Source organism: Pseudomonas sp. HR96 (assembly GCF_034059295.1).
Classification (GTDB): domain Bacteria; phylum Pseudomonadota; class Gammaproteobacteria; order Pseudomonadales; family Pseudomonadaceae; genus Aquipseudomonas.
The window spans coordinates 23446-49928 of record NZ_CP139141.1; the positions used below are offsets into that span (position 1 = coordinate 23446).

The window sequence follows — 26483 nt, forward strand, 5'->3', positions numbered from 1 at the left end:
TGCTTCCCGGACCGTCAGACCGGCAAGGTCATATAGAACTGCGTACCCTGGCCCGGGCGCGAGTACACGCCCATGCGCCCGCCGTGCAGCTGCACGATCTCCTTGCACAGCGCCAGGCCCAGCCCGGCGCCACCTTTCTTGCGCCCTACCTGAACGAAGGGTTCGAAGATGCGCCCCTGCTGGCCATAGGCAATCCCTTCGCCGTTGTCTTCGACGCTGATGATCACCCGATCGGCATGGCGGCGGGCCTGCAGGCGGATATGGCCGCCTTCCGGCGTGTGCCGCAGGGCGTTGTCGAGCAGGTTGTCGAGCACCCGGTCCAGCTGCGCGGAGTCGGCGTGCAGGCGCGGCAGCTGCTCCTGCAGGTCGATGGACAGCTCGATACGCCGGCCACGCGCCAGGTCGATGAAGCGCGCCGAGGCCCGCTCCAGCAGCTCGTCGATGCCGCAATAGCTCAGGGTCAGCTTCTGCAGACCGTTCTGGTAGCGGGAGAAGTTGAGCAAGTCGTTGATCAGCTGCATCAGCCGCTGCATCTCTTCGTTGACCGTATCGAGCAGGTCGGCCTCACGTGACTCGGCGGCGAAATGCGCGCGCTCGCGAAACAGGCCGAAGGCCATGTGCATGCCGGTCACCGGGGTGCGCAGCTCATGGGAGGCGCGCAGGACGAATTCGCTGCGCACCCGCTCGAAGGCGCGTTGCTCGGTGACATCGTGCAGCACCATCACCGCGCCCAGGATGTGGCCCTCGGTGTGGCTGACCGGGGTCAGGCTATAGGACAGCAGCCGCGCCTCGCCCTCGATGTCGAAGCTCAAGTCTTCCAGGGCGCGGTCCAGGCTGCCGCCGCGAAGGATCAGGTTGAGCTGCTCGTCCAGCTCCGGCTGTTGCAACGCCTGGCCCAGGCCGATGCCAAGCCGATCGTCCTCCCAGCCCAGCTGGCGCTGAGCCACCGGATTCAAGTGCTCCAGGCGGCCCTGGCGGTCGATCATCAGCAGGCCGTCGTCGATGCTGTCGAGCACGGCCTGCAGGCGTTGCTGGCCGGCCAGCAGCTCGTCGACGTTGGTCGCCCGGTGCCGGCGCAAGGCTTCGGCCATGGTGCCAAAGCGATCGGACAGCTGATTGAGCTCGGCGGCCGGCGACTCCGGCAGCTTCACCTCGAAGTCGCCGCGAATGATGCTGTCGGCGGCCTGGGCCAGTGCCTCGATCGGCTCGCCGAAGCGCCGGGCGATACCGTGGGCGGTGACGAAGCCGATGAACAGCACCGCCAGGCCCACCAGCCCCAGCAGGCTGGACACCGTCACGGCGTGCTCGTGGGCATGGGCCTCGCTGGCGTTGATGCTGTCGAGCGCCTGCCTGTAGGACTCCAGCAGGCCATTGCGCAAGGTGTTGAACGCCTGGCTCAGGCGGCTGTTGTCGCTCAGGCTGAGCTTCTGGCTGGCGGTCTGGCGGTAGGCCTCGAGAAATTGCTGGTAATCGCTGGCGGTGCTGATGAAGCCGTAGTGCGCGTGGTGTTCCTGCTCATGCCGGATGCCCTCCTCGACCCATTGCTGGAACTGCTGCTGGGAAGCCTGCAGGCGCAGTGGGTCAGTGGAAGTGTCGAGCATCATGATCAGCTGATCGCCCAGGTTCTGGCGCAGCTTGAGGCCCAGGTCCAGGGTGATGAAATTATCGCGCACCAGGCTTTCCTGGCTGCTGGCCATCTGCATGACACTGACCAGCCCCAGCAACAACCCCAGCAACGCTACGGTGATCAGCGCCGAGATGCTGAGGAACAGCCTTGTTCGCAGCTTCATCGCCAGCTTCACAGGTTGTACTGTTTGCGTTTGCGATACAGCGTGGAGGCGTCGATGCCCAGGGTCCTGGCGGCCTGGTCAAGGGTCTCGCTGGTGGCCAGCACCGCGCCGATGTGGGCCTTCTCCAGCTCGTCGAGGCTCAGTGCGGCGCCGATACGCGGGGCATTGTTGACCGGCTGTTCGGCCATGCCCAGATGGCTGACCTCGACCCGCTCCTGGGCGCAGATGATGCTCGCCCGCTCCACCACGTTGCGCAGCTCGCGGATGTTGCCCGGCCAGCGATAGTTCAGCAGCGCGGCGCGGGCTTCTTCGCTGAAGCCGCGGGCCGGCCGCGCGTATTCCTTGACGAAGCGCGCGAGGAAGCGGTCGGCCAGGGTCAGGATGTCTTCGCTGCGCTCGCGCAGGGGCGGCAGGTGCAGGGTGATGACATTCAGGCGATACAGCAGGTCCTCGCGAAAGCGCCCTTCACGAACCATGTCCTCGAGGTTGAGGTTGGTGGCCGCGAGGATGCGCACGTCGGCGCGGCGGGTCACCGGGTCGCCGACCCGCTCGTATTCCTTGTCCTGGATGAAGCGCAGCAGCTTGGGTTGCAGGGTCAGCGGGAAGTCGCCGATCTCGTCGAGAAACAGCGTGCCGCCGTCGGCCTGATTGACTCGGCCCAGGGTGCTTTCGCTGGCCCCAGTAAAAGCGCCGCGGCTGTGGCCGAACAGCTCGCTCTCCATCAGCTCGGCGGTGAGCGACGGGCAGTTGATGGTCACGCAGGCTTTCTTGGCGCGCTTGCTCCAGCCATGGATGGCCCGGGCCAGTTCGCCTTTACCGGTGCCGGACTCGCCAAGAATGAGAATGTTGGCGTCGGTAGTGGCCACCTGGCGGGCGGTTTCCAGCACCACCTTCATCGCCGGGCTGTGCGAATCCAGACCGTCCTTGGGCTTGCGCACTTCACCTTCAAGGGCCTCCAGGCGCGCCGACAGCTGGCGCACTTCCAGCTGCTTGGCCGTGGCCAGGCGCAACTGGTCCGGGCTGCAGGGCTTGACCAGGTAATCGGCAGCGCCGGCCTGGATGGCGTCCACGGCAGTGTCCACCGCAGAGTGCGCGGTGACGATGACCACGCGCATCCACGGCGCCTGCACGCGCATCTGTGCCAGCACGTCCAGGCCGTTGTCTTCGCCCAGGCGCAGGTCGAGGAAACACAGGTCGAACACCTGGCGTTGCAGCAGGGCATCGGCCTGGGCGGCGCTGCTGGCAGTGGCCACGGCATAGCCTTCGTCTTCCAGGCAATAACGGAAGGTGCGGAGGATGGCGGACTCATCGTCCACCAGGAGAATTCGGCCTTGATGTTCCGTGCCAGATTCCATGTGTCCTGCGCTCCCAAAATAAAGGTCGAGTGTGAAATGTCTTGGTTAGTCCAGCAAAGATCGGGCAAGTTGCATGGTTGATTCTGATTGATTCAACACGCCGCCGCTCAAATATCTGCTTACACAAAATTTTAACCCATTGAGCGCGATAAATTTCCTGCCATCGGGCACTGCGCGGCGCAATGCGAATCTACTGGGCTGGTCACCCAAGGAGATACGCCATGCCCCGCTTGCGCAAACTAGCCCTGGCCGGCACCACCCTCGCCCTTCTCGGCCTTGCGCCCATCGCCGCCCAGGCGGCTTCCGGCGACATTGCCGGGCAACTGGCGGCGGCCCGCCAGGAAGGGTCGATATGGACCTCGTTTGCCCTGAACAAGCACCTGAGCCCCTTCGCGCTCTCGGTCAAGGTCAACCAGGGCACCGCCGTGCTGGAAGGCAAGGTGGAAAATGAAGTGGATCGGCAATTGGCCGAACAGATCGCCCTCGACACATCCGGTATTAATAAAGTCGACAACCGTCTGACGGTCGACCCGGCCCTCGCCGAGCAGGCCCCGGCCCGGCAGCCGATCGCCCAGAAGCTGGAAGACGCCACGCTCACTGCCACCATCAAGTCCAAGCTGCTGTGGAACAGCATTACCCAGGGCCTGGATATCTCCGTGGACACCGTCGCCGGCGTGGTCACCCTCAAGGGTCACGCGCAGACGGTGGACGCCAAACAGCTGGCCGGGCAGCTGGCCAAGGACACCGACGGCGTCTATGTGGTGAACAACCTGATTAGCCTCGGCGCCCCGGACTCCAATACCACTCGCCTGGAGGTCGACACGCGCAAGACCGAGGACAGCCTCAGCGACGCCTGGATCACCAGCAAGGTCAAGGCGAGCCTGGTGCTCGACCGCCACCTCGACGGCCTGAGCATCGACGTCGCCACCAAGGCTGGCATCGTCAGCCTCACGGGCGATGTGGCCAACGCCGACCAGAAAGACATGGCGGTACAAATGGCCCGCAACATCCGTGGAGTGCGCGGGATAGACGCCGACCTGCTGAAAGTGGCCAAGCCGAGCGCCGACTGATCGTGCAAATCGCCCGAGGCGCCGACGGCCATCGTGCAGGATGCGCGCCACGAGCGTTGATTAGCCTTTGTAACTCGTTGATAAATAAGTAATTAAATTTACCCTGAGAAGTGGCATGCACACTGCAATAACCCTCTTGTAAAGCGGCATTGATCAAACGAGATAGCACGGGAGGGTTGCAGAATGAATCGTCAAGGCCTGGTACAAGCAGCCGCTGTGACCCCCCAGCATATCCAGAAGGGTTTGTTCGTGATGCTGGCGGTCATCGTCACCCTGTTGGTATGCCAGCAATACCAGCGTTGGGTCGATGCCCACACCCCGGAGCCAGTGGCGTTTCATAGCACGCACACGCAGCAGCACTTCAGCCCGGCCTTGGCGCAGGCAGACACCCGCCCGACCTTGCAACAGGTCGAAGGTACGGCGCCTGAGCAGGACCAACCGGCACAGCCTCACTGGACCTTCTGAGACCAGCGGCGAACAACAGAATTTCGTGGTCCGCTTCCTCGGACGACGACTTGCAGTAAGGCAGTAAGGCAGCAGCCACTTAATCAAACGAAGGAGAATCACCATGCTTAGTTGGGCAGTCACATTCCTGATCATCGCCGTCATCGCCGCCGTCCTGGGCTTTGGTGGTATCGCAGGCACCGCAGCAGGTATCGCGAAGATTCTCTTCATCGTCTTCCTGGTGCTGTTCGTGGTTTCCTTCTTCATGGGCCGTCGTGGTCGACCCTGAGATGCGAGCCGTGAAAGCGAAGGCGCAAGCCTTCAGGGCGCTGGTAGTTGCCGGGCTGTTCGCCGGCAGCGGCCTGGCGCTGGCAGCTGGCAATGATGGCCAGACCCAGGTCAACGGGTTGCTCAGTACTGACCCGGTATACCTGACGACATGGAAGAAAGTGGTCACCAGGGAAGAGCGATTGCCCGACTGGGTAATCAACCTCAGCGGCACATCTACGCAACAGATGACGGCCGTTGAAGAACATGGCGACAAGTACCTCGTAGGTCCGCTGTGCGAAAGCCAGCAGGCGTGCGACCACGAACGTTTGATCGTGGCGTTCAGCTGGGACAAGGAAGACGCTTACGGACTGTTGGCCAACGTGCCAGCCGCCCTGCCCGCCGACACCTCGCCTCGCAAGACCGAGTACCGCTGGTTAGGCAAGCCGAATGCCGGGATGCAGCAGCTGCTGACCGAACAGCTAGGCAAGCAATAACCGATTTTGCTGGAGGCGGAACCTTTTACCGGGGTCAGCTTCTATTCACTGCGCCGCCCGAGGAGGGTAGGCGCATGACCAGGGGGCCGGGACGTTCTGATCGCCGTTTGATCGGAGTGACCTAGGAGTACAGGGAGTGCTCCCGACAAGGGCCAGGTCAGGAAAAAGCTGCGACGCAAGCCCGTGAGCCTGAATTGGCCGGGCTTGCGAAGAGCTGAAAAAGTACCACCCATCGTTTTTATGCTTCACCCATCCCCTCATTGCTCCTCGTTCGGCGGGCCGAACGCCAGCCTGAGCAAAGCTTTATTTCCCTTCTGCACAGCCCGTCCTGGTGGCCTGTTGCCTGTTCGCTTTTCCGAATATTCCTGCGCGCTCGCCTAAGTCACGGTTTCTTAAGAGTTTTCCTTATGCCGATTCGGCATGGGGTAGTCATCTCCGGCATTAGACTCGCGCCGGTTGCATCGGAATGATTGCGCCTTTTTTCGCTGACGGCAGTGGTCACCTGCCTGCCTGCAGCGCTCGGTTCGTTTCTCTGATGCAAGGTAATGATATGAAGAAGGCAAAACTCAGCCTCGCGTGGCAGATCCTCATCGGCCTGGTACTGGGTATCGCGCTGGGCGCCCTGCTTAACCATTTCAGCGCGGAAAAGGCCTGGTGGATCAGCAACGTGCTGCAACCGGCCGGTGACATCTTTATCCGCTTGATCAAGATGATCGTCATCCCGATCGTGATTTCGTCGTTGATCGTGGGCATTGCCGGCGTGGGTGATGCGAAGAAGCTCGGGCGCATCGGCGTCAAGACCATCCTCTACTTCGAAATCGTGACCACCCTGGCGATCATCGTCGGGCTGGGCCTGGCCAATCTGGTACACCCGGGCCTGGGTATCGACATGAGTACCCTGGGCACCGTGGACATCTCGCAGTACCAGAAGACCACGGCCGAGGTGCAACACGACCACGCGCTGGTGGCGACCCTGCTCAACCTGATTCCCTCGAACATCTTCGCCGCCATTGTGCGTGGCGACATGCTGCCGATCATCTTCTTCTCGGTGTTCTTCGGCCTGGGCTTGTCGAGCCTGCCGGACGAAACCCGCGAGCCGCTGGTCAAGGTGTTCCAGGGCGTGTCCGAGACCATGTTCAAGGTCACCCACATGATCATGAACTACGCGCCGATCGGTGTGTTCGCGCTGATCGCGGTGACCGTCGCCAACTTCGGCTTCGCCTCGCTGCTGCCATTGGCCAAACTGGTGGTGTTGGTGTACGTGGCGATCCTGTTCTTCGCTCTGGTGGTGCTGGGCCTGATCGCGCGCCTGTTCGGTTTCTCGGTGATCCGCCTGATCCGCATCTTCAAGGACGAGCTGGTGCTGGCCTATTCCACGGCCAGTTCGGAAACCGTATTGCCACGGGTCATCGAGAAGATGGAAGCCTATGGCGCGCCGAAGGCGATCAGCAGCTTTGTGGTGCCGACCGGGTACTCGTTCAACCTCGACGGCTCGACCCTGTACCAGAGCATCGCTGCCTTGTTCATTGCCCAGCTGTACGGCATCGACATGCCGATGAGCCAGCAGATCCTGCTGGTGCTGACCCTGATGGTGACTTCCAAGGGCATCGCCGGGGTGCCTGGGGTGTCCTTCGTGGTGCTGCTGGCCACCCTGGGCAGCGTCGGCATCCCGCTGGAGGGCCTGGCTTTCATCGCGGGGGTCGACCGCATCATGGACATGGCTCGCACCGCGCTGAACGTGATCGGCAACGCCCTGGCGGTGCTGGTGATCTCGCGCTGGGAAGGCATGTACGACGATGCCAAGGGCGAACGCTACTGGGCGTCGTTGCCGCATCACGGGAAATAAGGCTGGATTGATGCCGTTATGAAGCTCGGGGCGCAGCCCCTGAGCTTTTCGCCATCCCACCTTCAACCCCGGTATCATGCCCGCCATCGAATCGAGGGGAACATCCCATGCTCAACGGCTTGTGGCTCGGCTTTTTCCTGGTGGCGGCGGTATCGGCGCTGGGCCAATGGCTGGTAGGGGGCAATGCCCATATCTTTGCCGCCATGGTGGAGAGCCTGTTCGCCATGGCCAAGCTGTCGGTGGAGGTCATGGTGCTGCTGTTCGGCACCCTGACCCTGTGGCTGGGCTTTCTGAAAATCGCCGAAAAAGCCGGCATCGTCGACTGGCTGGCAAAAGTGCTGGGGCCGCTGTTCAGCCGGCTGATGCCGGAGGTGCCACCCGGCCACCCTGCCCTGGGCCTGATCACCCTCAACTTCGCCGCCAACGGCCTGGGCCTGGACAATGCCGCCACGCCGATCGGCCTCAAGGCCATGCGCGCGCTGCAGGAGCTCAACCCAAGCAACACTACGGCCAGCAATGCCCAGATCCTCTTCCTGGTGCTCAACGCCTCGTCGCTGACCCTGCTGCCGGTGTCGATCTTCATGTACCGCGCCCAGCAAGGCGCCGCCGACCCGACCCTGGTGTTCCTGCCGATCCTGCTGGCCACCAGCGCCTCGACCCTGGTCGGCCTGCTCTCGGTCGCAGTGATGCAGCGCCTGCGCCTGTGGGACCCGGTGGTGTTGGCTTATCTGATTCCCGGCGCCCTGCTGCTGGCCGCCTTCATCGCCTTCCTGCACACCCTGACCGCCACCGCGCTGGCAGGATTGTCGTCGATCCTCGGCAATCTGACGCTGTTCGGCTTGATCATGCTGTTCCTGATCATCGGCAGCCTGCGCAAGGTCAAGGTCTACGAGAGCTTTGTCGAGGGCGCCAAGGAAGGCTTCGAGGTGGCCAAAAGCCTGTTGCCCTATCTGGTCGCCATGCTCTGCGCGGTCGGCGTACTGCGCGCTTCCGGGGCGCTGGAGCTGGGCCTGGACGGCATTCGTCAGCTGGTGCTGTGGCTGGGCCTGGACACGCGCTTCGTCGACGCCCTGCCGACCGCACTGGTCAAGCCGTTCTCCGGCAGCGCGGCACGGGCCATGCTGATCGAGACCATGCAGAGCCATGGCGTCGACAGCTTCCCGGCGCTGGTGGCCGCGACCATCCAGGGCAGCACCGAAACCACCTTCTATGTGCTGGCGGTGTACTTCGGCTCGGTCGGCATCCAGCGCGCGCGGCACGCCGTGGGCTGCGCGCTGCTGGCTGACCTGGCCGGGGTGATCGCGGCCATCAGCGTCTGCTACTGGTTCTTCGGCTGATCGTCGGCGGTGACTGCAAAACGCAGTACGCCAACGATCTGCCCGTCCTCGGTGAGCACCCGCACCTGCCAGTCGCCCACAGGGTTGCCGGGGAAGTTCTGCTTGTGGGTCCAGGCGCGATAGCCGTCGTCGCTGCCACCCTGGATGTTCAAGGCAATGCGGTCGACCTCTTTGCCGTTGAACTGCCACACATGGTAGATGCGCTCATTGAGCCCGCGCGGCGCGTTGATCGCGGTGTATGCGTACAGGCCCTTCTTCAGCAGCTCGGCGGCGCCGACCTGCTCCAGACTGTCGCCGGGGGTGCGGTTGTCGACCTCGGTGGTGACCGCCACATGGGTCAGCCACAGGGTCGCTGGCGGCACCCATGAGCGCAGCAGCCAGCCGCCAGCGCCGATGGCCAGGGTCAACCCCAGCAGGATCAGGCCGCGCCGCCAGCTGTGAATGGGAAAGCTGGCCGCCAGGCTGGGGAACGACAGCAGCATGGCCACGCCCAGCGCCAGCTTGAAGCTCTCGGCGGTGGTCAGGTGCAGAATGATCGGCAGCGCGGTCAGCAGCGCGGCGAACAGCGTCAGGGTGTGCATGGCGAGGAACAGCCAGCGCCGCGGCGCCACCCACTTGTAGTACAGCGGGTCGACGATCGAGACCAGCCCCGCCAAACCGAGCAGGCCGGTGAACACCAGCTGGCCGCTGTTCCAGGTGGTGGTGATGTAGAAGAACGGGAGGACGAAGAACAGGCTTTCCTGGTGGATCATCTGCGTGGCATAGCGCAGCACCGGCACCGGAATCTCGCGTTTGAAAGTGCGCTGGAACAGCTGGGTCAGGCTGTTTTCCAGCATCAGCCAGATCCAGCTGACCAGCATGATCACCGCGATCCAGCTGGCCAGCTTGGCCTGGCGGTCGACCAGAATGAAGCTGCCCACCCCGGAGAGAAAGCCGCCCAGAGCGATCACGCCGGGGTAACGCTTGATCAGCGCTAGGATGCGCTCGATGGCCTGGCGCATGAGTCAGGCCGCTCCCGCTGCAGGCGGCACGGCGGCGCGCCGCTGGCGACGGCAGGCGCGCCAGGCCCAGAGCAGCGCCAGCACGATCAGCAGGAGCACCCCGGCGCTTGCCGCAAGCAATGTGTAGAGCATGTCGTAGCTGAGCAGCGGCTGCTCCACACGGATATACGGAGGCTTCTGCAGCACCTGGCGCAAGGCCTGGTTGGCCTGGGCCAGGGTCACCGCGCGGATGCCCCGGGCCGGGTCGTCGAAGCGCCCGGCGTCATAGTCGCCCAGGTTGTTCCAATAGTAGTCGGCCAGGGCGCTGTCACCTTCCACGGCCCAGGCCTGGCGGGCCAGGGTCTGCTGCTTGAGGCGCTCGAAAGTGTCCGGGTCCAGGCCGTGCTCGCGCAGGTTGTCCATCAACTGACCCAGGACGGTGTTGGCTTCGGTGATGTCGTCGCGGTCGACGTCGGCGTTGAGGCTGAGGATGCCGGTGTCGCCAAAGGCGTCGCGCTGGCTCCAGGGCCCATAGGACAGGCCATGCTTGAGGCGCAGTTCGGTGTACAGCGCCCAGTCGAGGTAGCCTTGCACCAGGTCCAGAGCCTCGGGCGGGTCGCTGGCGGCGGCCGGTTCCAGGTAGAACCAGTGCAGCTGCGCGCCGTCGCCCAGCCAGCCTTCAGGCAGGGTGCGCCGCGCCTCGGCCACATGGCTGATGCTGAGCAGGGGCTGCTCGCTGTCTTCCAGTTCGGCGGCGGGCAGGTCGCCGTAGCTGCGTTCCAGGTAGGCCGGCAGCAGGCGGTCGAGATCGCCGACGATGATCAGGCTCATATTGTTGGCCACGTACCATTTCTTGCGCACCGCCAGCACCTGTGCCAGGGTCAGGTCGGCGGCAGTGGCGCGTTCGGTACACTTGAGGCCCAGCTCGGTGGCGAGCTGGTCAATGGCGCCATGCCCCAGATCCTGGCGATCGAGCAGGCGCTGCAGGTGCGAATAGTGGCCGCCGTCCTCGTGTTCGACGATCTGCCGCGACAGCTCCAGCGCCTTGGCGTCGATGTTTGTCTTGGTGATGATGTCGCGCAGCAGGTCCAGCACCTTACGCTGGTTGCGCGCCGGGGCTTCGATCACGAAGGTGGTGTCGCTGCTGCTGGTGAAGGCGTTCCATTCACCGCCCAGTGCCTGCATACGCTGCTCCAGGCCACCTTCGCCGGAATCGTCGAGGCCGCTGAACAGCAGGTGTTCGAGCAGGTGCGGGAGCTCCTGGTCGGCGCAGGGAAAATCATCGAAGCCGACGTCGACCACCAGGCGAATCGCCACGTGCCCGCGGTCGTTGCCCGGTTTGAGGATGACTTGCAGGCCGTTGGCCAGTTCATAGCCTTCCACCTGGAAGCGATCCAGGGCCATGGCCTGGGACGCACCTGACAGCGCCATTAACAGCCCTAGCCTGCACAGCCATTGCCAGGTAGGTGCTTTGAACAGCTCAGCCATCAGTCAATCGTTTCCATTCAGGTCCGCAGGGTCTGAGCAACTGACTCCCCGCCCGCCTTTATGTTCAAGGCGCCTCGCCGGCCTCGACAGGGACATCGCTCAGCGCGCCGGTGTCACTGGTTTCCAGAACCACGTAGGCGCTGCCGCAGAATAGCGAATTCAGACGCTTCATGTCGGCAATCAATTCAAGATGTAACGAACTGGTCTCCATGCTCTGCACCACCTTGCGTTGCAGACGGCTGACATGGGCGTGGGCCAGACGCCGCTCCTGGGCGCGGAACCGGCGTTTTTCGCGCAGCAGCTGGCGCGCGCTTTCCGGGTCGCCGCTGAGAAACACCGACAGCCCCAGGCGCAGGTTGGCCATCAGCTGGGTCTGCAGGCCGGCCAGCTCCTCAAGGCCGACTTCGGAAAACGAGCGGCGCTGCGCAGTCTTCTGCTGCTGGACCTTGCGCAGCATGCGCTCGATCAGGTCGCTGGCCAGGTTGAGGTTGATCGCCAGCTCGATGATCTCGGCCCAGCGTCGGCTGTCCTGCTCGCTGAGGTCCTCGCGGGGCATCTGCGCCAGGTACAGCTTGATGGCGCTGTACAGCGCCTCGATCTCGTCGCTCTGCGCCCGCACCTCCTGGGTCACTGCCGCCTGGGTGCCGCGCAGCACGTTGAGCATGGAACCGAGCAGGGCATCCACCAGGTCGCCCATGCGCAGGGTCTCGCGCACCGCATTGGCCAGGGCCAGGCTGGGCGTGGTCAGCGCCGTCAGGTCCAGATGCCGCGGCCCGGTCGGCACTCCGACCTGCGGGCGCTCGGGCAGCAGCCCGGCGCAAATCCGGGCCATGTAGCCGACGCTGGGCAGCAGGATCAGGCAGCGCAGGCTGTTGTAGGCGACGTGAAAGCCGATCACCAGGCCCTGCACGTTGCTGTATTGCAGGCTGTCCATCCATTGCGCCAGGGGCGCCAGCACCGGCACGATCAGCACCAGGCCGATCAGCTTGTACAGCAGACTGCCCAGGGCCACCTGGCGGCCGGCGGTGTTCTGCATGCTGGTGGACAGAAAGGCCAGCAGGCCGCTGCCGATGTTGGCGCCGATCACCAGGCCGATAGCCACGGGCAACCCGATCACCCCGGATTCAGCCAGGGTGGCGGTCAGCAGCACCGCCGCCAGGCTGGAGTAGGACACCATGGCGAACACGGCGCCGAGCAAGGCATCGAGGAGGATATCGCCGGTCAGCGAGGCAAACAGCACCTTGACGCCCTGGGCGTGGGTGATGGGTGTGGCGGCTTCGACGATCAATTGCAGCGCCAGCACGATCAGGCCCAAGCCGATGCCGACCCGGCCCAACTGGCCGGCCCGGGTCTGCTTGCGCGAGAGAAAGAAGATCACCCCGAGAAAGATCAGCAGCGGCGACAGCCACGACAGGTCGAAGGTCAGCACCCGCGACATCAGCGCGGTACCGACATCGGCGCCGAGCATGATCGCCAGCGCCGGAGTGAGCGCCATCAGCCCCTGGCCGACAAAGGAGGTGGTGAGCATGGCGGTGGCGTTGCTGCTCTGCACCACGGCGGTCACGAGGATCCCGGCAAGGAACGCCAGCGGGCGCCTCGACATGTTCTGGCTGAGCAGTTGCCGCAGCTGGCCGCCATAGACCCGCAGGATGCCGGTACGGACGATGTGTGTGCCCCAGATCAGCAAGGCCACGGCAGACAGCAGATTCAGCAGGGTAAGCATGACACGGCCCCCTGTAGGCGCCCGAACCGGGCGCGTGCGTATGTCGTTGTTACGTAAGCTGTAGTTGCCCCACAGCAAAAACGCCAGCATCGCACAGGCAAACCTTTTTTTGAAACAAATCTGTCATCAATCTGCCATGGTGTACTACTCGGCCTTTTCCGCCTTTTTCCGAGCGATTCGCGTACGCATGGTGATGTTGATCGACTCCACCGCCAGCGAGAAGGCCATGGCGAAATACACGTAGCCCTTGGGCACATGCATGTCGAAGGCTTCGGCGATGAGTACGGTGCCGACCACGATCAGGAACGACAGGGCGAGCATCTTCAGCGACGGGTGCTTGTCGATGAAGTCGCTGATGGTGCCGGCGCACAGCATCATCACCAGCACCGCGACGACGATGGCGGCGATCATCACCGGTACGTTGGAGACCATGCCCACGGCGGTGATCACCGAGTCCAGCGAAAAGACGATGTCGATGATAGCGATCTGCAAGATAGTGGCGAAGAAGTTGCCGCCCTTGCCCTTGGGATCGGCACCTTCCTCGGCTTCGCCTTCCATGCCCTGGTAGATCTCCTGGGAGCTCTTCCACAGCAGGAACAACCCGCCGAAGAACAGGATCAGGTCACGCCCGGACAGGCCCTGACCGAAGACCACGAACAGGTCGGTGGTCAGGCGCATGACCCAGGTGATCGACAGCAACAGCATGATGCGGGTGAGCATCGCCAGCGCCAGGCCGAAGAGCCGCGTGCGCGGCTGCATGTGCTTGGGCATGCGGCTGACGAGGATCGAGATCATGATGATGTTGTCGATGCCCAGCACGATTTCCAGTGCGGTGAGGGTGAAGAAGGCCACCCAGAGTTCCGGGCTAGTGAGCCATTGCATAGCGGTTCCTTGAAGAGTGCTGCGGTATCAGGGGCGGTTGTACAGCGGAAAGACGCCCAGCGCCAAGGCGGCGAGCATTATGCACAGGCACACCAGCACCGCCCATTTCAGGGTGAAACGCTGGTGGTCGCCGAAGTCGATGCCGGCCAGCGCCACCAACAGATAGGTGGAGGGTACCAGCGGGCTGAGCAGGTGCACCGGCTGGCCGACGATCGAGGCGCGGGCCATTTCCACCGGGGAGATGCCGTATTGCGCGGCGGCCTCGGTGAGCACCGGCAGCACGCCATAGTAGAAGGCGTCGTTGGACATGAAAAAGGTGAAGGGCATGCTCACCAGCGCGGTAATGGTGGCCATGTACGGCCCCAGCGCGTCGGGAATCACCGCCAGCAGGCTTTTCGACATGGCGTCGACCATGCCGGTGCCCGAGAGGATGCCGGTGAAGATGCCGGCCGCGAAAATCAGACCGGACACCGCCAGCACACTGCCGGCGTGGGCGGCAATGCGCTCCTTCTGCTGATTCAGGTCGGGATAGTTGACCACCATGGCGATACTGAAGGCGATCATGAACAGCACCGGCAGGGGTAGCAGGCCGTGGATCAGCGCGGCCATGAGGGCCAGCGTCAGCAGGCCGTTGAACCACAGCAGCTTGGGCCGGCGCGCCTCGGGGTATTGCGAGACGCTGATGTCACTGGCGCCGTCCGCCGAGTCGCCAGGCAGGTGCAGTTCACCCAGCCGTGCACGCTCGCGCCTGCCGTAGCACCAGGCGATTACCAGCACGGCCGCCACCCCGGCGAGCATGGCCGGGATCATCGGCACGAAGATCGCCGAAGGGTCGACGCGCAAGGCGCTGGCGGCACGGGCCGTGGGGCCGCCCCAGGGGGTCATGTTCATCACCCCGCCGGCGAGGATGATCAAGCCGGCCATGATCCGCGGGCTCATGCCCAGACGCCGGTACAGCGGCAGCATGGCCGCAACGCAGATCATGTAGGTGGTGGCGCCGTCACCGTCCAGCGACACCACCAGGGCCAGCACGGCAGTGCCCACCGAGACCTTCACCGGGTCACCCTTGACCAGCTTGAGAATCTTGCGCACCGCCGGGTCGAACAGGCCGGAGTCGATCATCAGGGCGAAGTAGAGGATGGCAAACATCAGCATGACCCCGGTCGGCGCCAGCTTGCTGATGCCGTCGAGCATCATCGGGCCGATCTTGCTGGCAAAACCACCGAACAGCGCGAAAAGAATGGGGACCAGGATGAGGGCGATCAACGCCGAGAGGCGGCGGGTCATGATCAGGCCCATGAAACAGATGACCATGGCAAAGCCAAGGAAGGTCAGCATGAGAGTATTCACCGTTGTTTTTATTGGATGGCGAACAGGGTAGGGAGCGAAGCTTTCATTCAGCTTTCGATTTGTAGGAAATTTCCTAAAGCGCGGTAAGAAATTTCCCTGGTGTTGACGAGTTGCTCAATAGGGCGGCCTATCGCGGGCTTCGCGCGCTCCTACCTTCGTTTCGAGCACAGGCGTCAGCCGCCAGCCCCTATGGGTCGAAACGCGCGTAGGAGCGCGCGAAGCCCGCGATCCGGCCGCGAGGGCGGCCGGTGCCGGCAATCACGCGAGAACCAGGGTCAATCCTGGTTGAATTGCGACGCCAGCTCGCGCAGCAGCGCCTCGGCGTCGAGCACCTTGGTGACGACGTCTTCGGCCTTCTCGCGGCTCAGGCCCAGGCGGTCGAGCAGCTCGTCGGGGATCGGCTCCTCGGCGCCGGCGCCCACGCCGCGGCTGCGCAGCAGGCGCACTGCCAGGCACACCAGATTGGGGTACTGCGAGTATTCGCCGGCATAGTGCGGGTCATGCTGAAAGCGCAACGCGGTGGCCAGCTCGTCGGGCATGTCCCAGTAACGCATCAGCCAGGCGCCCATCTGCTCGCGGGTAATGCCCAGCAGATGTTGCTCGACGTAACCGTGGTTGAGGTGCGGGTTGACCTCCAGGTGGCGGCAGATCAGCGAGAAGTGCGGTGGGAACACATGGGCCAGCAGCAGGTAGCCGAAATTGTGCAGCAGGCCGGCCAGGTAGGTCAGGCCCGCTTCGGGGCGCTCGGCGCGAGGAATGGCGCGGGTCAGACCTTCGATCACCGCTGCGGTGTAGATCGACTGGTGCCAGTAAGGCGTGGCCTGCTGCGGGTGATCCTTGGGCAGGCTGAGGGTCTTGCCCAGCGCCAGGCCCAGGGCCAGGTTGATGACCAGGTCAAAGCCGAGGATACGCACGATGGCGTCTTCCACCGAGCGAATCTTGCCAGGCGAAGCGTAGTAGGGCGATGCGGCCCAGCTGACCACCTGGGCGGCCAGAGCCGGATCGGTTTCCACCACGCCGGTGATGTCATCGATCGTGGCGTTGGGGTCGACGCGCAGCTTGATGATCTTTTGCGCGGTTTCGGCCAGCGGCGGAATCTCGATGGTCGCTTCCAGGCGCTGCTGGATGCGCCGCGCGGTGAACGCCTGGACAGCCTGGGTGATTTCCTGGCGGTCGTCGTCCGGGCGGGTCAGGTTGGGCACGATATCGGTCAACGGCGAGCCGAAGTTGCCGGCGCTGGCATTGAGCAGCATTTTCCTGAAGTCTTCGCTGGCCAGTTCCAGCAGCAAGCCGGGCTGGCCTGAGGCTACCAGCAACTGTGGTTCGCGCAGCAACTGCTCATCGTACAGGCACGGCGAGCTGCTGAGGATCGGCAGGCCCGGCAGCGAGGTCAGCTCGTGCTTGGCCAGCAACTTGCCCAGGCGGTCCAGGGGCACGGCAGTCAGCTTGCGCCCGGTCAACTCGGCCAGGCGGTTCAAGTCCAGCAACTGGTTTTGCGCGAACAGCACCATGAGGGTGCCGACCGCGTCGCCCAGGAGCACTGTCTGCACCCTTTGCGCCGGATTCGTGGCCTGATGTTCAAGAACTTCACGATAGCCGATGCCCAGCTTGGTCAGCATCAGCTGAATGACTGAGGGGGCGTGCAGAGCAGCAGTGTCCAGAGCAACTTCGGTCATGATCTGTATCCAAGGTCTCACATTACTAAGCAGTATACCCAGCTTGTCTGCAAGCCGGACCCGGTGGTGCACGGTCTTTTTCAGCCTGGCGGCTTTTTCTCGCTAGCAATCGTCACACTTGGCCATATTGCTGGCCATGACGCAACCAGCGCTCGAGCAACGGCGCGACATGCTCGGGCCAGCGCGCCAGCAACGCCTGCGCGGCATCGCGCACCGCAGGCAGCAGGTCGGCATCGCGCATCAGGTCGGCAACCTTGAACTGTAGCAAACCGGTCTGGCGGGTACCGAGCATCTCGCCGGGGCCACGCAGCTGCAGATCTTTTTCGGCGATGACGAAGCCGTCGTTGGTTTCGCGCATGATGCCCAGGCGTTCGCGGCCGATCTGCGACAGTGGCGGGTGATAAAGCAAAACACAGTGGCTTGCCGCGCTGCCCCGACCGACGCGGCCGCGCAGCTGGTGCAACTGGGCCAGACCCAGCCGCTCGGGGTTCTCGATGATCATCAAGCTGGAATTGGGGACGTCCACGCCCACTTCGATCACTGTGGTGGCCACCAGCAACTGCAACGCGCCGGCCTTGAATTCGGCCATCACCGCGGCTTTTTCCTGGGGTTTCATGCGCCCGTGGATCAAGCCGACCCGCACCTGGTCCAGCGCGCTGGTGAGGTCTTCATAGGTGCCCTGCGCGGCCTGGCACGTCAGCTCTTCGGATTCCTCGATCAGCGTGCACACCCAATAGGCCTGGCGGCCTTCGGCGCAGGCGGCGCGCACGCGCTCGATCACCTCGATGCGCCGGCTGTCGGCGACCAGCACCGTGTTGACGGGGGTGCGACCCGGGGGCAGTTCGTCGAGGATGGACGTGTCGAGGTCAGCGTAGGCGCTCATGGCCAGGGTGCGCGGGATAGGTGTGGCAGTCATGATCAACTGGTGCGGGCATTGCGTGCCCCCCACGCCTTTCTGGCGCAGGGCCAGGCGCTGCTGGACGCCGAAGCGATGCTGTTCGTCGATGATCACCAGCGCCAGACGGTGGAATTTCACTTCGTCCTGGAACAGCGCATGGGTGCCCACCACCATCGGCGTGCCGCTGGCGATCTGTTCCAGGGCGGCGGCGCGGGCCTTGCCCTTGAGCTTGCCGGCCAGCCAGGCGGTCTCGATGCCCAATGGCTCGAGCCAGCGTTGAAAGGTGATGAAGTGTTGCTCGGCGAGGATCTCGGTCGGCGCCATCAGCGCCACCTGGTAACCGGCTTCCAGCGCCTGCAGGGCTGCCAGGGCGGCGACCACGGTCTTGCCAGCACCGACGTCGCCCTGCACCAGGCGCAGCATGGGCTCGGGCTGGGCGAGGTCATAGGCGATCTCCTTGCCCACCCTCTGCTGCGCGCCGGTGGGCGTGAAGCCAAGGTTTTTCAAGTATTTGCCCGGCAGCACGCTGGCCTTGGGCAAGGCCGGCGCGCGCTGGCTGCGCAGGCTTTCGCGCAGGCGTTGCTGCGACAGCTGATGGGTCAGCAACTCTTCGAACGCCAGGCGATGCTGGGCCCAGTGATGGCCCACGGCGAGCTCTTCGAGGTCGGCGTCGGGCGGCGGGTTGTGCAGGTAGCGGATGGCCTGGTCGAGCGGCGCCAATTGGTAGTCGCGGGCCAGCTCCTCGGGCAGCCAATCAGGCAGGCTGCGCGGGCCGAGCATGCTCAAGGCCTGCTGCGACAGCTGCCGCAGGCGCTGTTGGGTCAGGCCTTCGGTGGTCGGGTAGATGGGCGTGAGGTTCTGTTCCACCGGCACCGGCTCGTCGCCGGTCAGCGCGCGGTATTCCGGGTGGTAGATCTCAAGCCCCGAGGCGCCGGGCCGCGCCTCGCCGTAGCAGCGCAGGTGCGTGCCGCGCTTGAGGGCCTCTTTTTGCGCGTTGCTGAAATGATAGAAGCGCAGGCTCAGCGACCCGGTGCCATCACCCAGGCGCACCAGCAGGCTGCGGCGCTTGCCCATGGCCACGTCGGCGCCGCTGACCACGCCCTCGATCACTGCGTCCTGGCCGGGGCGCAGCTGGCCGATCGGCACCACGCGAGTACGGTCCTGATAGCGCAACGGCAGGTGGAACAGCACGTCCTGGAGATTTTCCAGGCCCACCTTGTGCAGCTTCTCGGCCATGGCCTCGCCCACGCCCTTGAGTGCCGTCACCGACACCTTGGACAGCTCGCTCATGTCGCGACTTTGCTCGCCAGCGCCGCAGTCGGCTTGGCGACCGAGCACAGGCGGATGGAGTCGGCGAGGATCTCGATCGCCTTGGGCCGCGGGAAGCTGGCACGCCAGGCGATGGCCACGGTGCGAAACGGCGCGGGCGGGGTCAGCGGACGGACCTCGATCACTCCCGGGGCGTAATGATGGCTGTCGACCGCCGACAGCGGCAGGATCGACACGCCGAGGCCCGAGGCGACCATGTGCCGGATGGTTTCCAGCGAGCTGGACTCCACAGTGGTATGGCGCGCGCCTTCGGCGCCCTTGACCAGGGTCGGGCAGGCTTCGAGCACCTGGTCGCGGAAACAGTGGCCTTCGCCGAGCAGCAGCAGGCTCTTGTCGTTGAGCAGGCCGGCGTCGATGGTTTCCTTGCGCGTCCACGGGTGGTCGGCCGGCATCAACACGTAGAACGGTTCGTCGTACAGCGGCAGGGTCAGCACATCGGCCTCGTTGAACGGCAGGGCGATGATCACCGCGTCGAGCTCCCCATTGCGCAACTTGTCGCGCAGGATATGGGTGAAGTTCTCTTCGATGTACAACGGCATCTGCGGCGCCACTTTGTGCAGCTGCGGGATGAGGTGCGGGAACAGATAGGGGCCGACGGTATAGATGGCGCCGAGCTTGAGCGGTGCGGTCAGCTGATTCTTGCCGGCCTGGGCCAGCTCACGGATACCCTGGGCCTGCTCCAGCACCTTCTGCGCCTGGGCGACGATACCTTCGCCGACCGGGGTAAGCCGCACTGCGCTCTTGCTGCGTTCGAAAATCAGTACGCCCAGTTCGTCTTCGAGTTTCTTCACCCCGACCGAGAGGGTGGGCTGGCTGACGTGGCAGCGTTCGGCGGCATGGCCGAAGTGTTGCTCCTGGGCCAGCGTGACGATGTAGCGTAGTTCGGTGAGGGTCATAAGGTGCGTCCATGGAATTGCCGCCCCAGCATAGCCGGTGCTATCGATAGACGCACGTTATCAACGTCGAGCTTTTTTGTCAGATTTCTATCGACGTTTGTCCAGGGAATAAATGTAGGGCGCGGTAATCTCCCGGCGCCCGTTTACCAGCATCTCGGCAGGCGGCTTGGGCAACGGGGAGGCCTTGCGCACCATTTCCAGGGTGGCACGGTCCAAGGCAGCACTGCCTGAAGAGCTGACGATTTCGGCGGACAGCACGTTGCCTTCGGCGTCGACCTCGAATTTCAGCGTGGCAGTGCCGACCTGACCCCGGCGGCGCGCCTCATCCGGATAGCGCTTGTACTTGGCCAGCTTGACCTGAATCTCCGACAACCATGACGGCTTGGCGTCCGGCGTGGACGGCATCGGCGGCTGTTCGGTCTGCTTTGGCGCTGGGGCCGGAGCCGGTGCGGCCGGTGGCGTGTCCTCGGCCTGCTTGGCGACCTGCTCCTTGGGCGGCTCTGGCTTGCGCTCCGGCTTGGGTGGCTGCGGCTTGGGCTTGGGCTTGGGCACCGGCTTGGGTAGCGCGATGGTCGGCTTGGGCGCCTCGGCAACCTTGGGCAGCGGCGGCTCCTCGACCGGGGCCGGCGGTGGCGGCTGCACTACCTTGGGCGGCGGTGCGGGCGGCGCCTCCGGCATCGGCGGCATCTCGACCATCATCGCTGCCGGCGGCAGCTCGATGGCCGGCGGTGCACTGGTCCAATGCAAGGCAATGGCGATCGCCACCGCATGCACGGCCAGCACCACAGCCAGGCTGCTGCCATACCGGGTGAATTTTTGCCGCGTCGTGATCATTTGTGCCCAGCCGTCTCGAGTCCGACCAGGCCGACCTTCAGGTAACCGCTGGCGCGCAGTGCGTTCATCACTTCCATAAGGTCGCCGTAGTCCACGCCCTTGTCGGCTTGGAAGAAGATCGTCGTGTCCTTGTTGCCGTGGGTCTTGGCGTCCAGCGCCGGGCCCAGTTGGGTGCGATCGATGCGGTCGTCGCCGACGTACAGGTTGAGGTCCGACTTGACGCTGAGGAACACCGGTTTCTCCGGCCGCGGTGCCGGCTTGGCGGTGGAAGCCGGCAGGTCGACCTTGATGTCCACGGTGGCCAGGGGCGCCGCGATCATGAACACGATCAGCAGCACCAGCATCACATCGATGAAGGGCGTGACGTTGATCTCGTGGTTCTCGGCGAGGTCATCGCCACCTTCGTTCAGGTGCAGGCCCATGTATTAACCCACCTTCACCATGTGCGGTTGGCCGGCGCGTTCGGCAGGCTGGTGGTCCAGGTCGCGGCTGACCAGCAGCAGCACCTGCGCCGAGGCATCGGAGACCTGGGCCTTGTAGCCGGCGATGGAGCGGGCGAAGACGTTGTAGATGACCACGGCAGGAATGGCCGCGACCAAGCCCAGCGCAGTGGCCAGCAGGGCTTCGGCAATGCCCGGCGCGACCACGGCAAGGTTGGTGGTCTGGGTCTTGGCGATGCCGATGAAGCTGTTCATGATGCCCCACACAGTACCGAACAGACCGACGAAAGGCGCGGTCGAACCGATGGTGGCCAGCACGCCGGTGCCACTGCTCATATTGCGACCGCAGGCAGCAACCAGGCGCTCGAGGCGAAAGCTCACACGCTCCTTGATGCCTTCACGCTCGCGGCTGTTGCTTGACAGGTGCATTTCCTCGAGGGCGTCGTGCACCAACAGGTGGGCCAGGGTGCCCTGGCGGCTGGCGGTCTCGGCAGCGGCCTTGAGGGTGGAGGCTTTTTTCAGCGCGGCGATTTCGCCCTTCAGGCGACGCTTGGCGCCGAGCAGTTCGAAGCCTTTGGCGATCCAGATGGTCCATGTGATGATCGAGGCAAGTGCCAGGCCGATCATCACCACCTTCACCACGATGTCGGCGTGCTGGTACATGCCCCACGGCGACAGGTCATGGCTCATGCCGGCCAAAGGCTCGGGGCTGGCTACGGTTTCGACGGGTGCCGGGGTAGCGGCGGCTTCCTCCACTGCTGGCGCGTTGGCCGCAGGTGCCGTTGCACTGGCGCTGGCAGCGGCGCCGGGGGCGGTTTCGCTGGCTTGCAGGGTGGGGGCCATGGCCATGCCGAGCAGCAGGACTGCCATGGCACCCAAGGCGCGAGACCGTAGTGGCGATGCGATTAGTAGTGAGCGGATCATGCTGGCCGACCTGAAGGTTGGAAGAGGGGGAAGGTTCCGAATCCACGCCGTAGGTGGGGAACCGAATGGCCATTATTATTGCAATTAATTCTTGTTAACAAAAGCAATTGCGATTGTTTTTTTGCCGAAACTGTCTGTTTATGCTTCAACGCAGGCGGGTTTTTGTCTGATTTCATGAGGATAAGGGTATGGCTTCGCGTGCGGTAATCGTCGGGTGCGGCGATGTTGGCGGGCGTTTGGCGCAGCGCTTGCTGGCCCGGCAATGGCAGGTTTTCGGTTTGCGCCGGGATGTTGCTCGACTGCCGGCTGGCGTGATCGGGCTGGCAGCGGACCTGCGCGACGCCGCCTGCCCAGGGCAGTGGCCGAGTGGCAAGCTGGACTATCTGGTGTATTGCGTAGCGGCCTCCCAGCATGACGAAGCGGGCTACCGCCAGGCCTATGTTGACGGCTTGCGCCATGTGCTGGGCTGGTTGGAGCAGAACGCCCAGGCGCCCCGGCGCATTCTGTTCGTGTCCAGCAGCAGCGTGTACGGGCAGGCCGACGGCGAGTGGGTCGACGAGGTCTCGCCAACCCAGGTCAGCGGCTTCTCCGGGCGGCTGATGCTGGAAGCCGAACAGAGCCTGCTGACCAGCGGTTTTGCCGGCACCGTGGTGCGCCTGACCGGGATCTACGGGCCGGGCCGGGCACGCCTGGTCGACCAGGTGCGCCAGGGCTATCGGGTGGCGCAACAGCCGCCCCTGTACGGCAACCGGATTCATGTCGATGATGCCGCCGGCTTGCTGGAATTTCTGCTGCTGGCCGATCAGCAGGGCACCCCGCTGGAGGAGTGCTATATCGGCGTCGACGATGACCCGGCGCCTCTGTTCGAGGTGGTCGCCTGGTTGCGCGAATACCTTGGGGTGACCGGCTGGTCGGCTACCGAAAGCGTGCGCCGCACCGGCAGCAAGCGCTGCCGCAACGCCCGGGCGCGGGCCCTGGGCTGGGCACCGGAGTATGCGAGCTTTCGCGAAGGGTATGCGGCGATGCTGTGAGTGCGACAGGCGCCAGGGTTGGGAGTGGGCAAAGCCCCCGTCGGTTTGACCTTGAAGATCAACAGATCGGGGGCTGCGCCCCCTCCCACGCTGGACGCGACCCCGTTATTTCTTCAACAACCAGCGCCGTGCACCTGGATGCAGGTCCGGCATGTCATCGGCCTTGGCCTGGTTTACCGCCTCGAGGATTTCCAGGGTATTGCCGTCACGCTTGAAGATGTAGGCATTGCCCTGCTGGTTCTTTTCCATCCACATGCTGTCGTATTCGCCGCTCATCGCCGCACAATCGCCGGCCAGGCACAGCGCATAGCGGTCCAGGCCTTCGATGCCGTCGAGCTGGCCGTTGGCCGCGAAGTGCACCACGCTGCCCGTGCCCGGCCCCTCGACGATCTTCCAGTTGCCGCCCATGTAGGCACCGTACAGGGCCTCTTCGAAGGCGGTGCCCGGAGGTGCGGCTGGGTCGAGGGTGGTCTTGGGCTTGACGAAGCTCTGCTGCGGGCCGTTGTCGCTGGCGCTTTGCAGCAGTTCGTCACCCTTGAGTTGCAGGGCCTCGCTGTGGCTGCCGTAGAAATCCACGGTCCATTTGCCCGGGGTGTCGGCCATCAGCTTGCCTTCACCTTGTTCAAAGCCGTTGCTGTAGCTGGCCTGGCTGGCCACGGTGTTGACATGCCATTCCAGGATGAGTCCATTGGCCAGCAACGCCTGGCGCAGGCTGACGCCCTTGGCGGCGGCGTCGATGGCGTTCTGGTTGATCCAGATGCCGTTGGGGTCGACATTGGCATGGCTGGCGCAACCACCGAGCAGTGCGGCGACCAGCGAAAAGACGAGGGCGTGACGCATGGGCAAGATCCTTGGATATACGCTTGGGCCGATCAGTCGATGACCAGAACGCCGTCGATTTCAATCTGCGCACCACGCGGCAGTGCCGCGACGCCGATCGCCGCACGGGCCGGATAAGGTTGCTCGAAGTACTTGCCCATGACCTCGTTGACCTTGGCGAAGTGGCTCAGGTCGGTGAGGAAGATGTTGACCTTGACGAAGTCCTTGAACGTGCCGCCAGCGGCGTCGACCACGGCCTTGAGGTTCTCGAACACTTGCACGGTCTGGGCTTCGAAGCCTTCCACCAGCTCCATGGTTTTTGGATCCAGCGGGATCTGGCCAGACAGGTAGACGGTGTTGCCGGCCTTGATCGCCTGCGAGTAGGTGCCGATGGCGGCAGGGGCCTTGTCGCTGGAGATTACGGTCTTGGTCATGAACAACTCCTGGAGTTTTAGGGCCCCTAGGCGCGCATGCGCGTGATGCGGATGACGCCGGTCAGGGCTCGCAGTTTCTTGATCACTCGGGCCAGGTGCACGCGGTCGTGCACGCTGACCACCAACTGGACCACGCTGATGCGACCATCGCGCTCGTCCATGCTGATTTTCTCGATGTTGCCGTCGGCCGCGTTGACGCTGCTGGCCAGCAGCGCGATCAGGCCGCGCTGGTGTTCGAGTTCCACGCGCAGCTCGACGTTGAATTCGCCGGTCACATCCTTGGCCCAGGCCAGCTGTATACACTTTTCCGGGTTGTGGCGGATTTCGCTGATGTTACGGCAGTTTTCCAAATGCACGACCATGCCCTTGCCGGCCGACAGGTGGCCGACGATCGGGTCACCGGGAATCGGCGTGCAGCACTTGGCGTAACTGAGTACCAGGCCTTCGGTGCCGCGAATCGCCAGCGGGCCTTCGGGGCTGGGCAGCTGCTCGCCCTCGCTGGCCAGCAGGCGACGAGCCACGACGTAGGCCATGCGGTTGCCCAGGCCGATGTCCTCGAGCAGATCCTCGATCAGCTCCAGCCGGTACTCGGCGAGCATGGCCTGGATGCGCTCGGCCGGAACCTTGTCCAGGGCGCTGTCGAAGCCGTTGAGCACCTTGTTGAGCAGGCGCTCGCCGAGGCTGATCGACTCGGAACGGCGCTGCAGCTTGAGCGCGTGACGGATGTGCGTGCGTGCCTTGCCGGTGACCACGAAATTGAGCCAGGCCGGGTTGGGCCGCGCCCCGGGCGCGCTGACGATTTCCACCGTAGAGCCGCTCTGCAGCGGCTCTGAGAGCGGCGCCAGGCGGCGGTTGATACGGCAGGCGATGCAGCTGTTGCCGACATCGGTGTGCACCGCGTAGGCAAAGTCGACCGCCGTGGAGCCTTTGGGCAGCTCCATGATGCGGCCCTTGGGGGTGAAGACGTAGACCTCGTCCGGGAACAGGTCGATCTTCACGCTCTCGATGAATTCCAGCGAGTTGCCGGCGCGCTGCTGCATTTCCAGCACACCCTTGACCCACTGCCGGGCACGGGCATGGGTGCCCTTGGGCTGGCCGTCGTCGGTGGATTTGTACAGCCAGTGCGCGGCGATACCGTTGTTGGCCATCTCTTCCATCTCGCGGGTGCGGATCTGGATCTCGATGGGCACGCCATGCATGCCGAACAGGGTGGTGTGCAGCGACTGATAGCCGTTGGCCTTGGGGATCGCGATGTAATCCTTGAAGCGACCCGGCAGCGGCTTGTACAGGTTGTGCACGGCGCCGAGCACGCGGTAGCAGGTGTCGACCTTGTCGACCACGATGCGAAAGGCGTACACGTCCATGATCTCGTTGAAGGCGCGACGCTTGCCGCGCATCTTCTTGTAGATGCCATAGATGTGCTTCTGCCGGCCGCTGACATCACCCTCGATGCCGTCCACGGCCAGGCAATGGGCCAGCGACTGCTCGATCTTGTTGACGATTTCCTTGCGGTTGCCCCGGGCGCGCTTGACGGCCTGGTAGATGCGCGCCGAACGCATCGGATACATGGCCTTGAAGCCGAGGTCTTCGAATTCGACGCGTACGTTGTGCATCCCCAGGCGGTTGGCGATGGGGGCGTAGATTTCCAGGGTTTCCTTGGCAATGCGCCGGCGTTTTTCGCCGGACAGCACTTCCAGCGTGCGCATGTTGTGCAGGCGGTCGGCCAGCTTGACCAGGATCACGCGAATGTCGCGGGCCATGGCCATGGCCATCTTCTGGAAGTTCTCGGCCTGGGCCTCGGCCTTGGTCTCGAAATTCATCTGGGTCAGCTTGCTGACCCCGTCGACCAGCTCGGCGACGGTTTCGCCAAACTGCGCGCTCAGCGCTTCCTTGGCAATGCCGGTGTCCTCGATGACGTCATGCAGCATCGCCGCCATCAGGCTTTGATGATCCATGTGCATGTCGGCGAGGATGCCGGCCACCGCCAGCGGATGCGTGACGTAGGCTTCGCCGCTGCGGCGGCGCTGGCCGTCGTGGGCTTGTTCGGCGTAGAAGTACGCTCGGCGCACCAGGTTGACCTGGTCTGCGCCGAGGTAGGTCGATAGGCGATCGGCGAGGGCGTCTATGCTCGGCATGCGGTTACCCCCAGCCAAAGCCTTTTACCCTGCGCCGT

The 26483-nt window shown here is 64.1% G+C and carries 23 protein-coding genes; 7 read left to right on the plus strand and 16 right to left on the minus strand.

Annotation, left to right across the window (positions count from 1 at the left end; genetic code table 11):
- Window positions 1-14: 14 nt before the first annotated feature.
- Entirely contained in the window at window positions 15-1802 is a 1788-nt protein-coding gene (locus SFA35_RS00100; RefSeq protein WP_320573845.1) for a KinB sensor domain-containing domain, read from the minus strand.
- Window positions 1799-3145 carry a sigma-54-dependent response regulator transcription factor AlgB gene (gene algB, locus SFA35_RS00105; protein WP_320573847.1) on the minus strand — a complete coding sequence of 449 codons (1347 nt, stop codon included), beginning with the start codon at window positions 3143-3145 and terminating at the stop codon, window positions 1799-1801. Before algB ends, SFA35_RS00100 begins: the two co-directional genes overlap by 4 nt.
- Before the next feature lie 221 nt (window positions 3146-3366).
- On the opposite strand from algB, the gene SFA35_RS00110 reads away from it, so the two are divergent.
- The 6 genes from SFA35_RS00110 to SFA35_RS00135 all read left to right on the plus strand — a co-directional run bounded on the left by SFA35_RS00110 (window position 3367) and on the right by SFA35_RS00135 (window position 8606).
- Window positions 3367-4215 carry a BON domain-containing protein gene (locus SFA35_RS00110; RefSeq protein ID WP_320573849.1) on the plus strand — a complete coding sequence of 283 codons (849 nt, stop codon included), beginning with the start codon at window positions 3367-3369 and terminating at the stop codon, window positions 4213-4215.
- A gap of 183 nt (window positions 4216-4398) precedes the next feature.
- Entirely contained in the window at window positions 4399-4680 is a 282-nt protein-coding gene (locus tag SFA35_RS00115) for a hypothetical protein (RefSeq protein WP_320573851.1), read from the plus strand.
- A 103-nt stretch (window positions 4681-4783) separates the two neighbouring features.
- Window positions 4784-4948: a DUF1328 domain-containing protein gene (locus SFA35_RS00120; RefSeq protein WP_213878156.1), complete on the plus strand. Its 165-nt coding sequence runs from the start codon at window positions 4784-4786 to the stop codon at window positions 4946-4948.
- Between the two features lie 10 nt (window positions 4949-4958).
- The gene (locus tag SFA35_RS00125) at window positions 4959-5423 is read left to right on the plus strand and encodes an inhibitor of vertebrate lysozyme family protein (RefSeq protein ID WP_320573857.1); all 465 of its coding nucleotides are present in this window, start codon (window positions 4959-4961) and stop codon (window positions 5421-5423) included.
- A gap of 550 nt (window positions 5424-5973) precedes the next feature.
- Entirely contained in the window at window positions 5974-7269 is a 1296-nt protein-coding gene (gene gltP / locus SFA35_RS00130; RefSeq protein ID WP_320573858.1) for a glutamate/aspartate:proton symporter GltP, read from the plus strand.
- A gap of 107 nt (window positions 7270-7376) precedes the next feature.
- Window positions 7377-8606, plus strand: coding sequence for a nucleoside recognition domain-containing protein (locus SFA35_RS00135; RefSeq protein WP_320573859.1), 1230 nt, complete (start codon window positions 7377-7379; stop codon window positions 8604-8606).
- Here the strand turns inward: SFA35_RS00135 and SFA35_RS00140 are convergent.
- From SFA35_RS00140 to exbB, 11 genes are all read right to left on the minus strand, one after another.
- Complete coding sequence (locus SFA35_RS00140; protein WP_320573862.1) at window positions 8588-9607, minus strand: DUF5924 family protein; 1020 nt, start codon at window positions 9605-9607, stop codon at window positions 8588-8590. The two genes, SFA35_RS00135 and SFA35_RS00140, sit on opposite strands and share 19 nt — an antisense overlap.
- A gap of 3 nt (window positions 9608-9610) precedes the next feature.
- Window positions 9611-11017, minus strand: a complete 1407-nt coding sequence (locus SFA35_RS00145) for a pitrilysin family protein (RefSeq protein ID WP_320579226.1) — start codon at window positions 11015-11017, stop codon at window positions 9611-9613.
- A gap of 121 nt (window positions 11018-11138) precedes the next feature.
- Window positions 11139-12797 (minus strand): Na/Pi cotransporter family protein, encoded by a 1659-nt coding sequence (locus tag SFA35_RS00150; protein WP_320573864.1) that lies wholly within the window; start codon window positions 12795-12797, stop codon window positions 11139-11141.
- Between the two features lie 144 nt (window positions 12798-12941).
- Window positions 12942-13679, minus strand: coding sequence for a TerC family protein (locus SFA35_RS00155; protein ID WP_320573866.1), 738 nt, complete (start codon window positions 13677-13679; stop codon window positions 12942-12944).
- A gap of 27 nt (window positions 13680-13706) precedes the next feature.
- The gene (locus tag SFA35_RS00160; RefSeq protein ID WP_320573869.1) at window positions 13707-15017 is read right to left on the minus strand and encodes a CitMHS family transporter; all 1311 of its coding nucleotides are present in this window, start codon (window positions 15015-15017) and stop codon (window positions 13707-13709) included.
- A gap of 287 nt (window positions 15018-15304) precedes the next feature.
- Complete coding sequence (locus SFA35_RS00165) at window positions 15305-16705, minus strand: aminoacyl-tRNA deacylase and HDOD domain-containing protein (protein ID WP_320573871.1); 1401 nt, start codon at window positions 16703-16705, stop codon at window positions 15305-15307.
- Between the two features lie 112 nt (window positions 16706-16817).
- Complete coding sequence (recG, locus tag SFA35_RS00170; protein ID WP_320573873.1) at window positions 16818-18893, minus strand: ATP-dependent DNA helicase RecG; 2076 nt, start codon at window positions 18891-18893, stop codon at window positions 16818-16820.
- Complete coding sequence (locus SFA35_RS00175) at window positions 18890-19828, minus strand: hydrogen peroxide-inducible genes activator (protein ID WP_320573875.1); 939 nt, start codon at window positions 19826-19828, stop codon at window positions 18890-18892. The genes recG and SFA35_RS00175 overlap by 4 nt, the downstream gene beginning before the upstream one ends.
- 87 nt (window positions 19829-19915) lie before the next feature.
- Window positions 19916-20662 carry an energy transducer TonB gene (locus SFA35_RS00180; protein WP_320573877.1) on the minus strand — a complete coding sequence of 249 codons (747 nt, stop codon included), beginning with the start codon at window positions 20660-20662 and terminating at the stop codon, window positions 19916-19918.
- Window positions 20659-21084 carry a TonB system transport protein ExbD gene (gene exbD / locus SFA35_RS00185; RefSeq protein ID WP_320573879.1) on the minus strand — a complete coding sequence of 142 codons (426 nt, stop codon included), beginning with the start codon at window positions 21082-21084 and terminating at the stop codon, window positions 20659-20661. Before exbD ends, SFA35_RS00180 begins: the two co-directional genes overlap by 4 nt.
- Before the next feature lie 3 nt (window positions 21085-21087).
- Window positions 21088-22026: a tonB-system energizer ExbB gene (exbB, locus tag SFA35_RS00190; RefSeq protein WP_320573881.1), complete on the minus strand. Its 939-nt coding sequence runs from the start codon at window positions 22024-22026 to the stop codon at window positions 21088-21090.
- Between the two features lie 188 nt (window positions 22027-22214).
- Between exbB and SFA35_RS00195 the strand changes: the two genes are divergently transcribed.
- Window positions 22215-23057: an SDR family oxidoreductase gene (locus tag SFA35_RS00195; protein WP_320573883.1), complete on the plus strand. Its 843-nt coding sequence runs from the start codon at window positions 22215-22217 to the stop codon at window positions 23055-23057.
- A 105-nt stretch (window positions 23058-23162) separates the two neighbouring features.
- Here the strand turns inward: SFA35_RS00195 and SFA35_RS00200 are convergent, their stop codons facing one another.
- Genes SFA35_RS00200 through spoT form a run of 3 tightly spaced genes read right to left on the minus strand, consistent with a single transcriptional unit; the run spans window position 23163 to window position 26445 of the window.
- The gene (locus SFA35_RS00200) at window positions 23163-23897 is read right to left on the minus strand and encodes a hypothetical protein (RefSeq protein WP_320573885.1); all 735 of its coding nucleotides are present in this window, start codon (window positions 23895-23897) and stop codon (window positions 23163-23165) included.
- Between the two features lie 32 nt (window positions 23898-23929).
- Window positions 23930-24310, minus strand: coding sequence for a RidA family protein (locus SFA35_RS00205; RefSeq protein ID WP_320573887.1), 381 nt, complete (start codon window positions 24308-24310; stop codon window positions 23930-23932).
- Between the two features lie 26 nt (window positions 24311-24336).
- Window positions 24337-26445, minus strand: coding sequence for a bifunctional GTP diphosphokinase/guanosine-3',5'-bis pyrophosphate 3'-pyrophosphohydrolase (spoT, locus tag SFA35_RS00210; RefSeq protein ID WP_320573890.1), 2109 nt, complete (start codon window positions 26443-26445; stop codon window positions 24337-24339).
- Window positions 26446-26483: the final 38 nt, after the last annotated feature.

Excerpts from the sequence above, each read along its gene's own strand:
- algB (WP_320573847.1), bottom strand. The coding sequence starts at position 3,145 with ATGGAATCTGGCACGGAACATCAAGGCCGAATTCTCCTGGTGGACGAT.
- SFA35_RS00110 (WP_320573849.1), top strand. The coding sequence starts at position 3,367 with ATGCCCCGCTTGCGCAAACTAGCCCTGGCCGGCACCACCCTCGCCCTT.
- SFA35_RS00115 (WP_320573851.1), top strand. The coding sequence starts at position 4,399 with ATGAATCGTCAAGGCCTGGTACAAGCAGCCGCTGTGACCCCCCAGCAT.
- SFA35_RS00120 (WP_213878156.1), top strand. The coding sequence starts at position 4,784 with ATGCTTAGTTGGGCAGTCACATTCCTGATCATCGCCGTCATCGCCGCC.
- gltP (WP_320573858.1), top strand. The coding sequence starts at position 5,974 with ATGAAGAAGGCAAAACTCAGCCTCGCGTGGCAGATCCTCATCGGCCTG.
- SFA35_RS00135 (WP_320573859.1), top strand. The coding sequence starts at position 7,377 with ATGCTCAACGGCTTGTGGCTCGGCTTTTTCCTGGTGGCGGCGGTATCG.
- SFA35_RS00140 (WP_320573862.1), bottom strand. The coding sequence starts at position 9,607 with ATGCGCCAGGCCATCGAGCGCATCCTAGCGCTGATCAAGCGTTACCCC.
- SFA35_RS00145 (WP_320579226.1), bottom strand. The coding sequence starts at position 11,017 with ATGGCGCTGTCAGGTGCGTCCCAGGCCATGGCCCTGGATCGCTTCCAG.
- SFA35_RS00150 (WP_320573864.1), bottom strand. The coding sequence starts at position 12,797 with ATGCTTACCCTGCTGAATCTGCTGTCTGCCGTGGCCTTGCTGATCTGG.
- SFA35_RS00155 (WP_320573866.1), bottom strand. The coding sequence starts at position 13,679 with ATGCAATGGCTCACTAGCCCGGAACTCTGGGTGGCCTTCTTCACCCTC.
- SFA35_RS00160 (WP_320573869.1), bottom strand. The coding sequence starts at position 15,017 with ATGCTGACCTTCCTTGGCTTTGCCATGGTCATCTGTTTCATGGGCCTG.
- SFA35_RS00165 (WP_320573871.1), bottom strand. The coding sequence starts at position 16,705 with ATGACCGAAGTTGCTCTGGACACTGCTGCTCTGCACGCCCCCTCAGTC.
- recG (WP_320573873.1), bottom strand. The coding sequence starts at position 18,893 with ATGAGCGAGCTGTCCAAGGTGTCGGTGACGGCACTCAAGGGCGTGGGC.
- SFA35_RS00175 (WP_320573875.1), bottom strand. The coding sequence starts at position 19,828 with ATGACCCTCACCGAACTACGCTACATCGTCACGCTGGCCCAGGAGCAA.
- SFA35_RS00180 (WP_320573877.1), bottom strand. The coding sequence starts at position 20,662 with ATGATCACGACGCGGCAAAAATTCACCCGGTATGGCAGCAGCCTGGCT.
- exbD (WP_320573879.1), bottom strand. The coding sequence starts at position 21,084 with ATGGGCCTGCACCTGAACGAAGGTGGCGATGACCTCGCCGAGAACCAC.
- exbB (WP_320573881.1), bottom strand. The coding sequence starts at position 22,026 with ATGATCCGCTCACTACTAATCGCATCGCCACTACGGTCTCGCGCCTTG.
- SFA35_RS00195 (WP_320573883.1), top strand. The coding sequence starts at position 22,215 with ATGGCTTCGCGTGCGGTAATCGTCGGGTGCGGCGATGTTGGCGGGCGT.
- SFA35_RS00200 (WP_320573885.1), bottom strand. The coding sequence starts at position 23,897 with ATGCGTCACGCCCTCGTCTTTTCGCTGGTCGCCGCACTGCTCGGTGGT.
- SFA35_RS00205 (WP_320573887.1), bottom strand. The coding sequence starts at position 24,310 with ATGACCAAGACCGTAATCTCCAGCGACAAGGCCCCTGCCGCCATCGGC.
- spoT (WP_320573890.1), bottom strand. The coding sequence starts at position 26,445 with ATGCCGAGCATAGACGCCCTCGCCGATCGCCTATCGACCTACCTCGGC.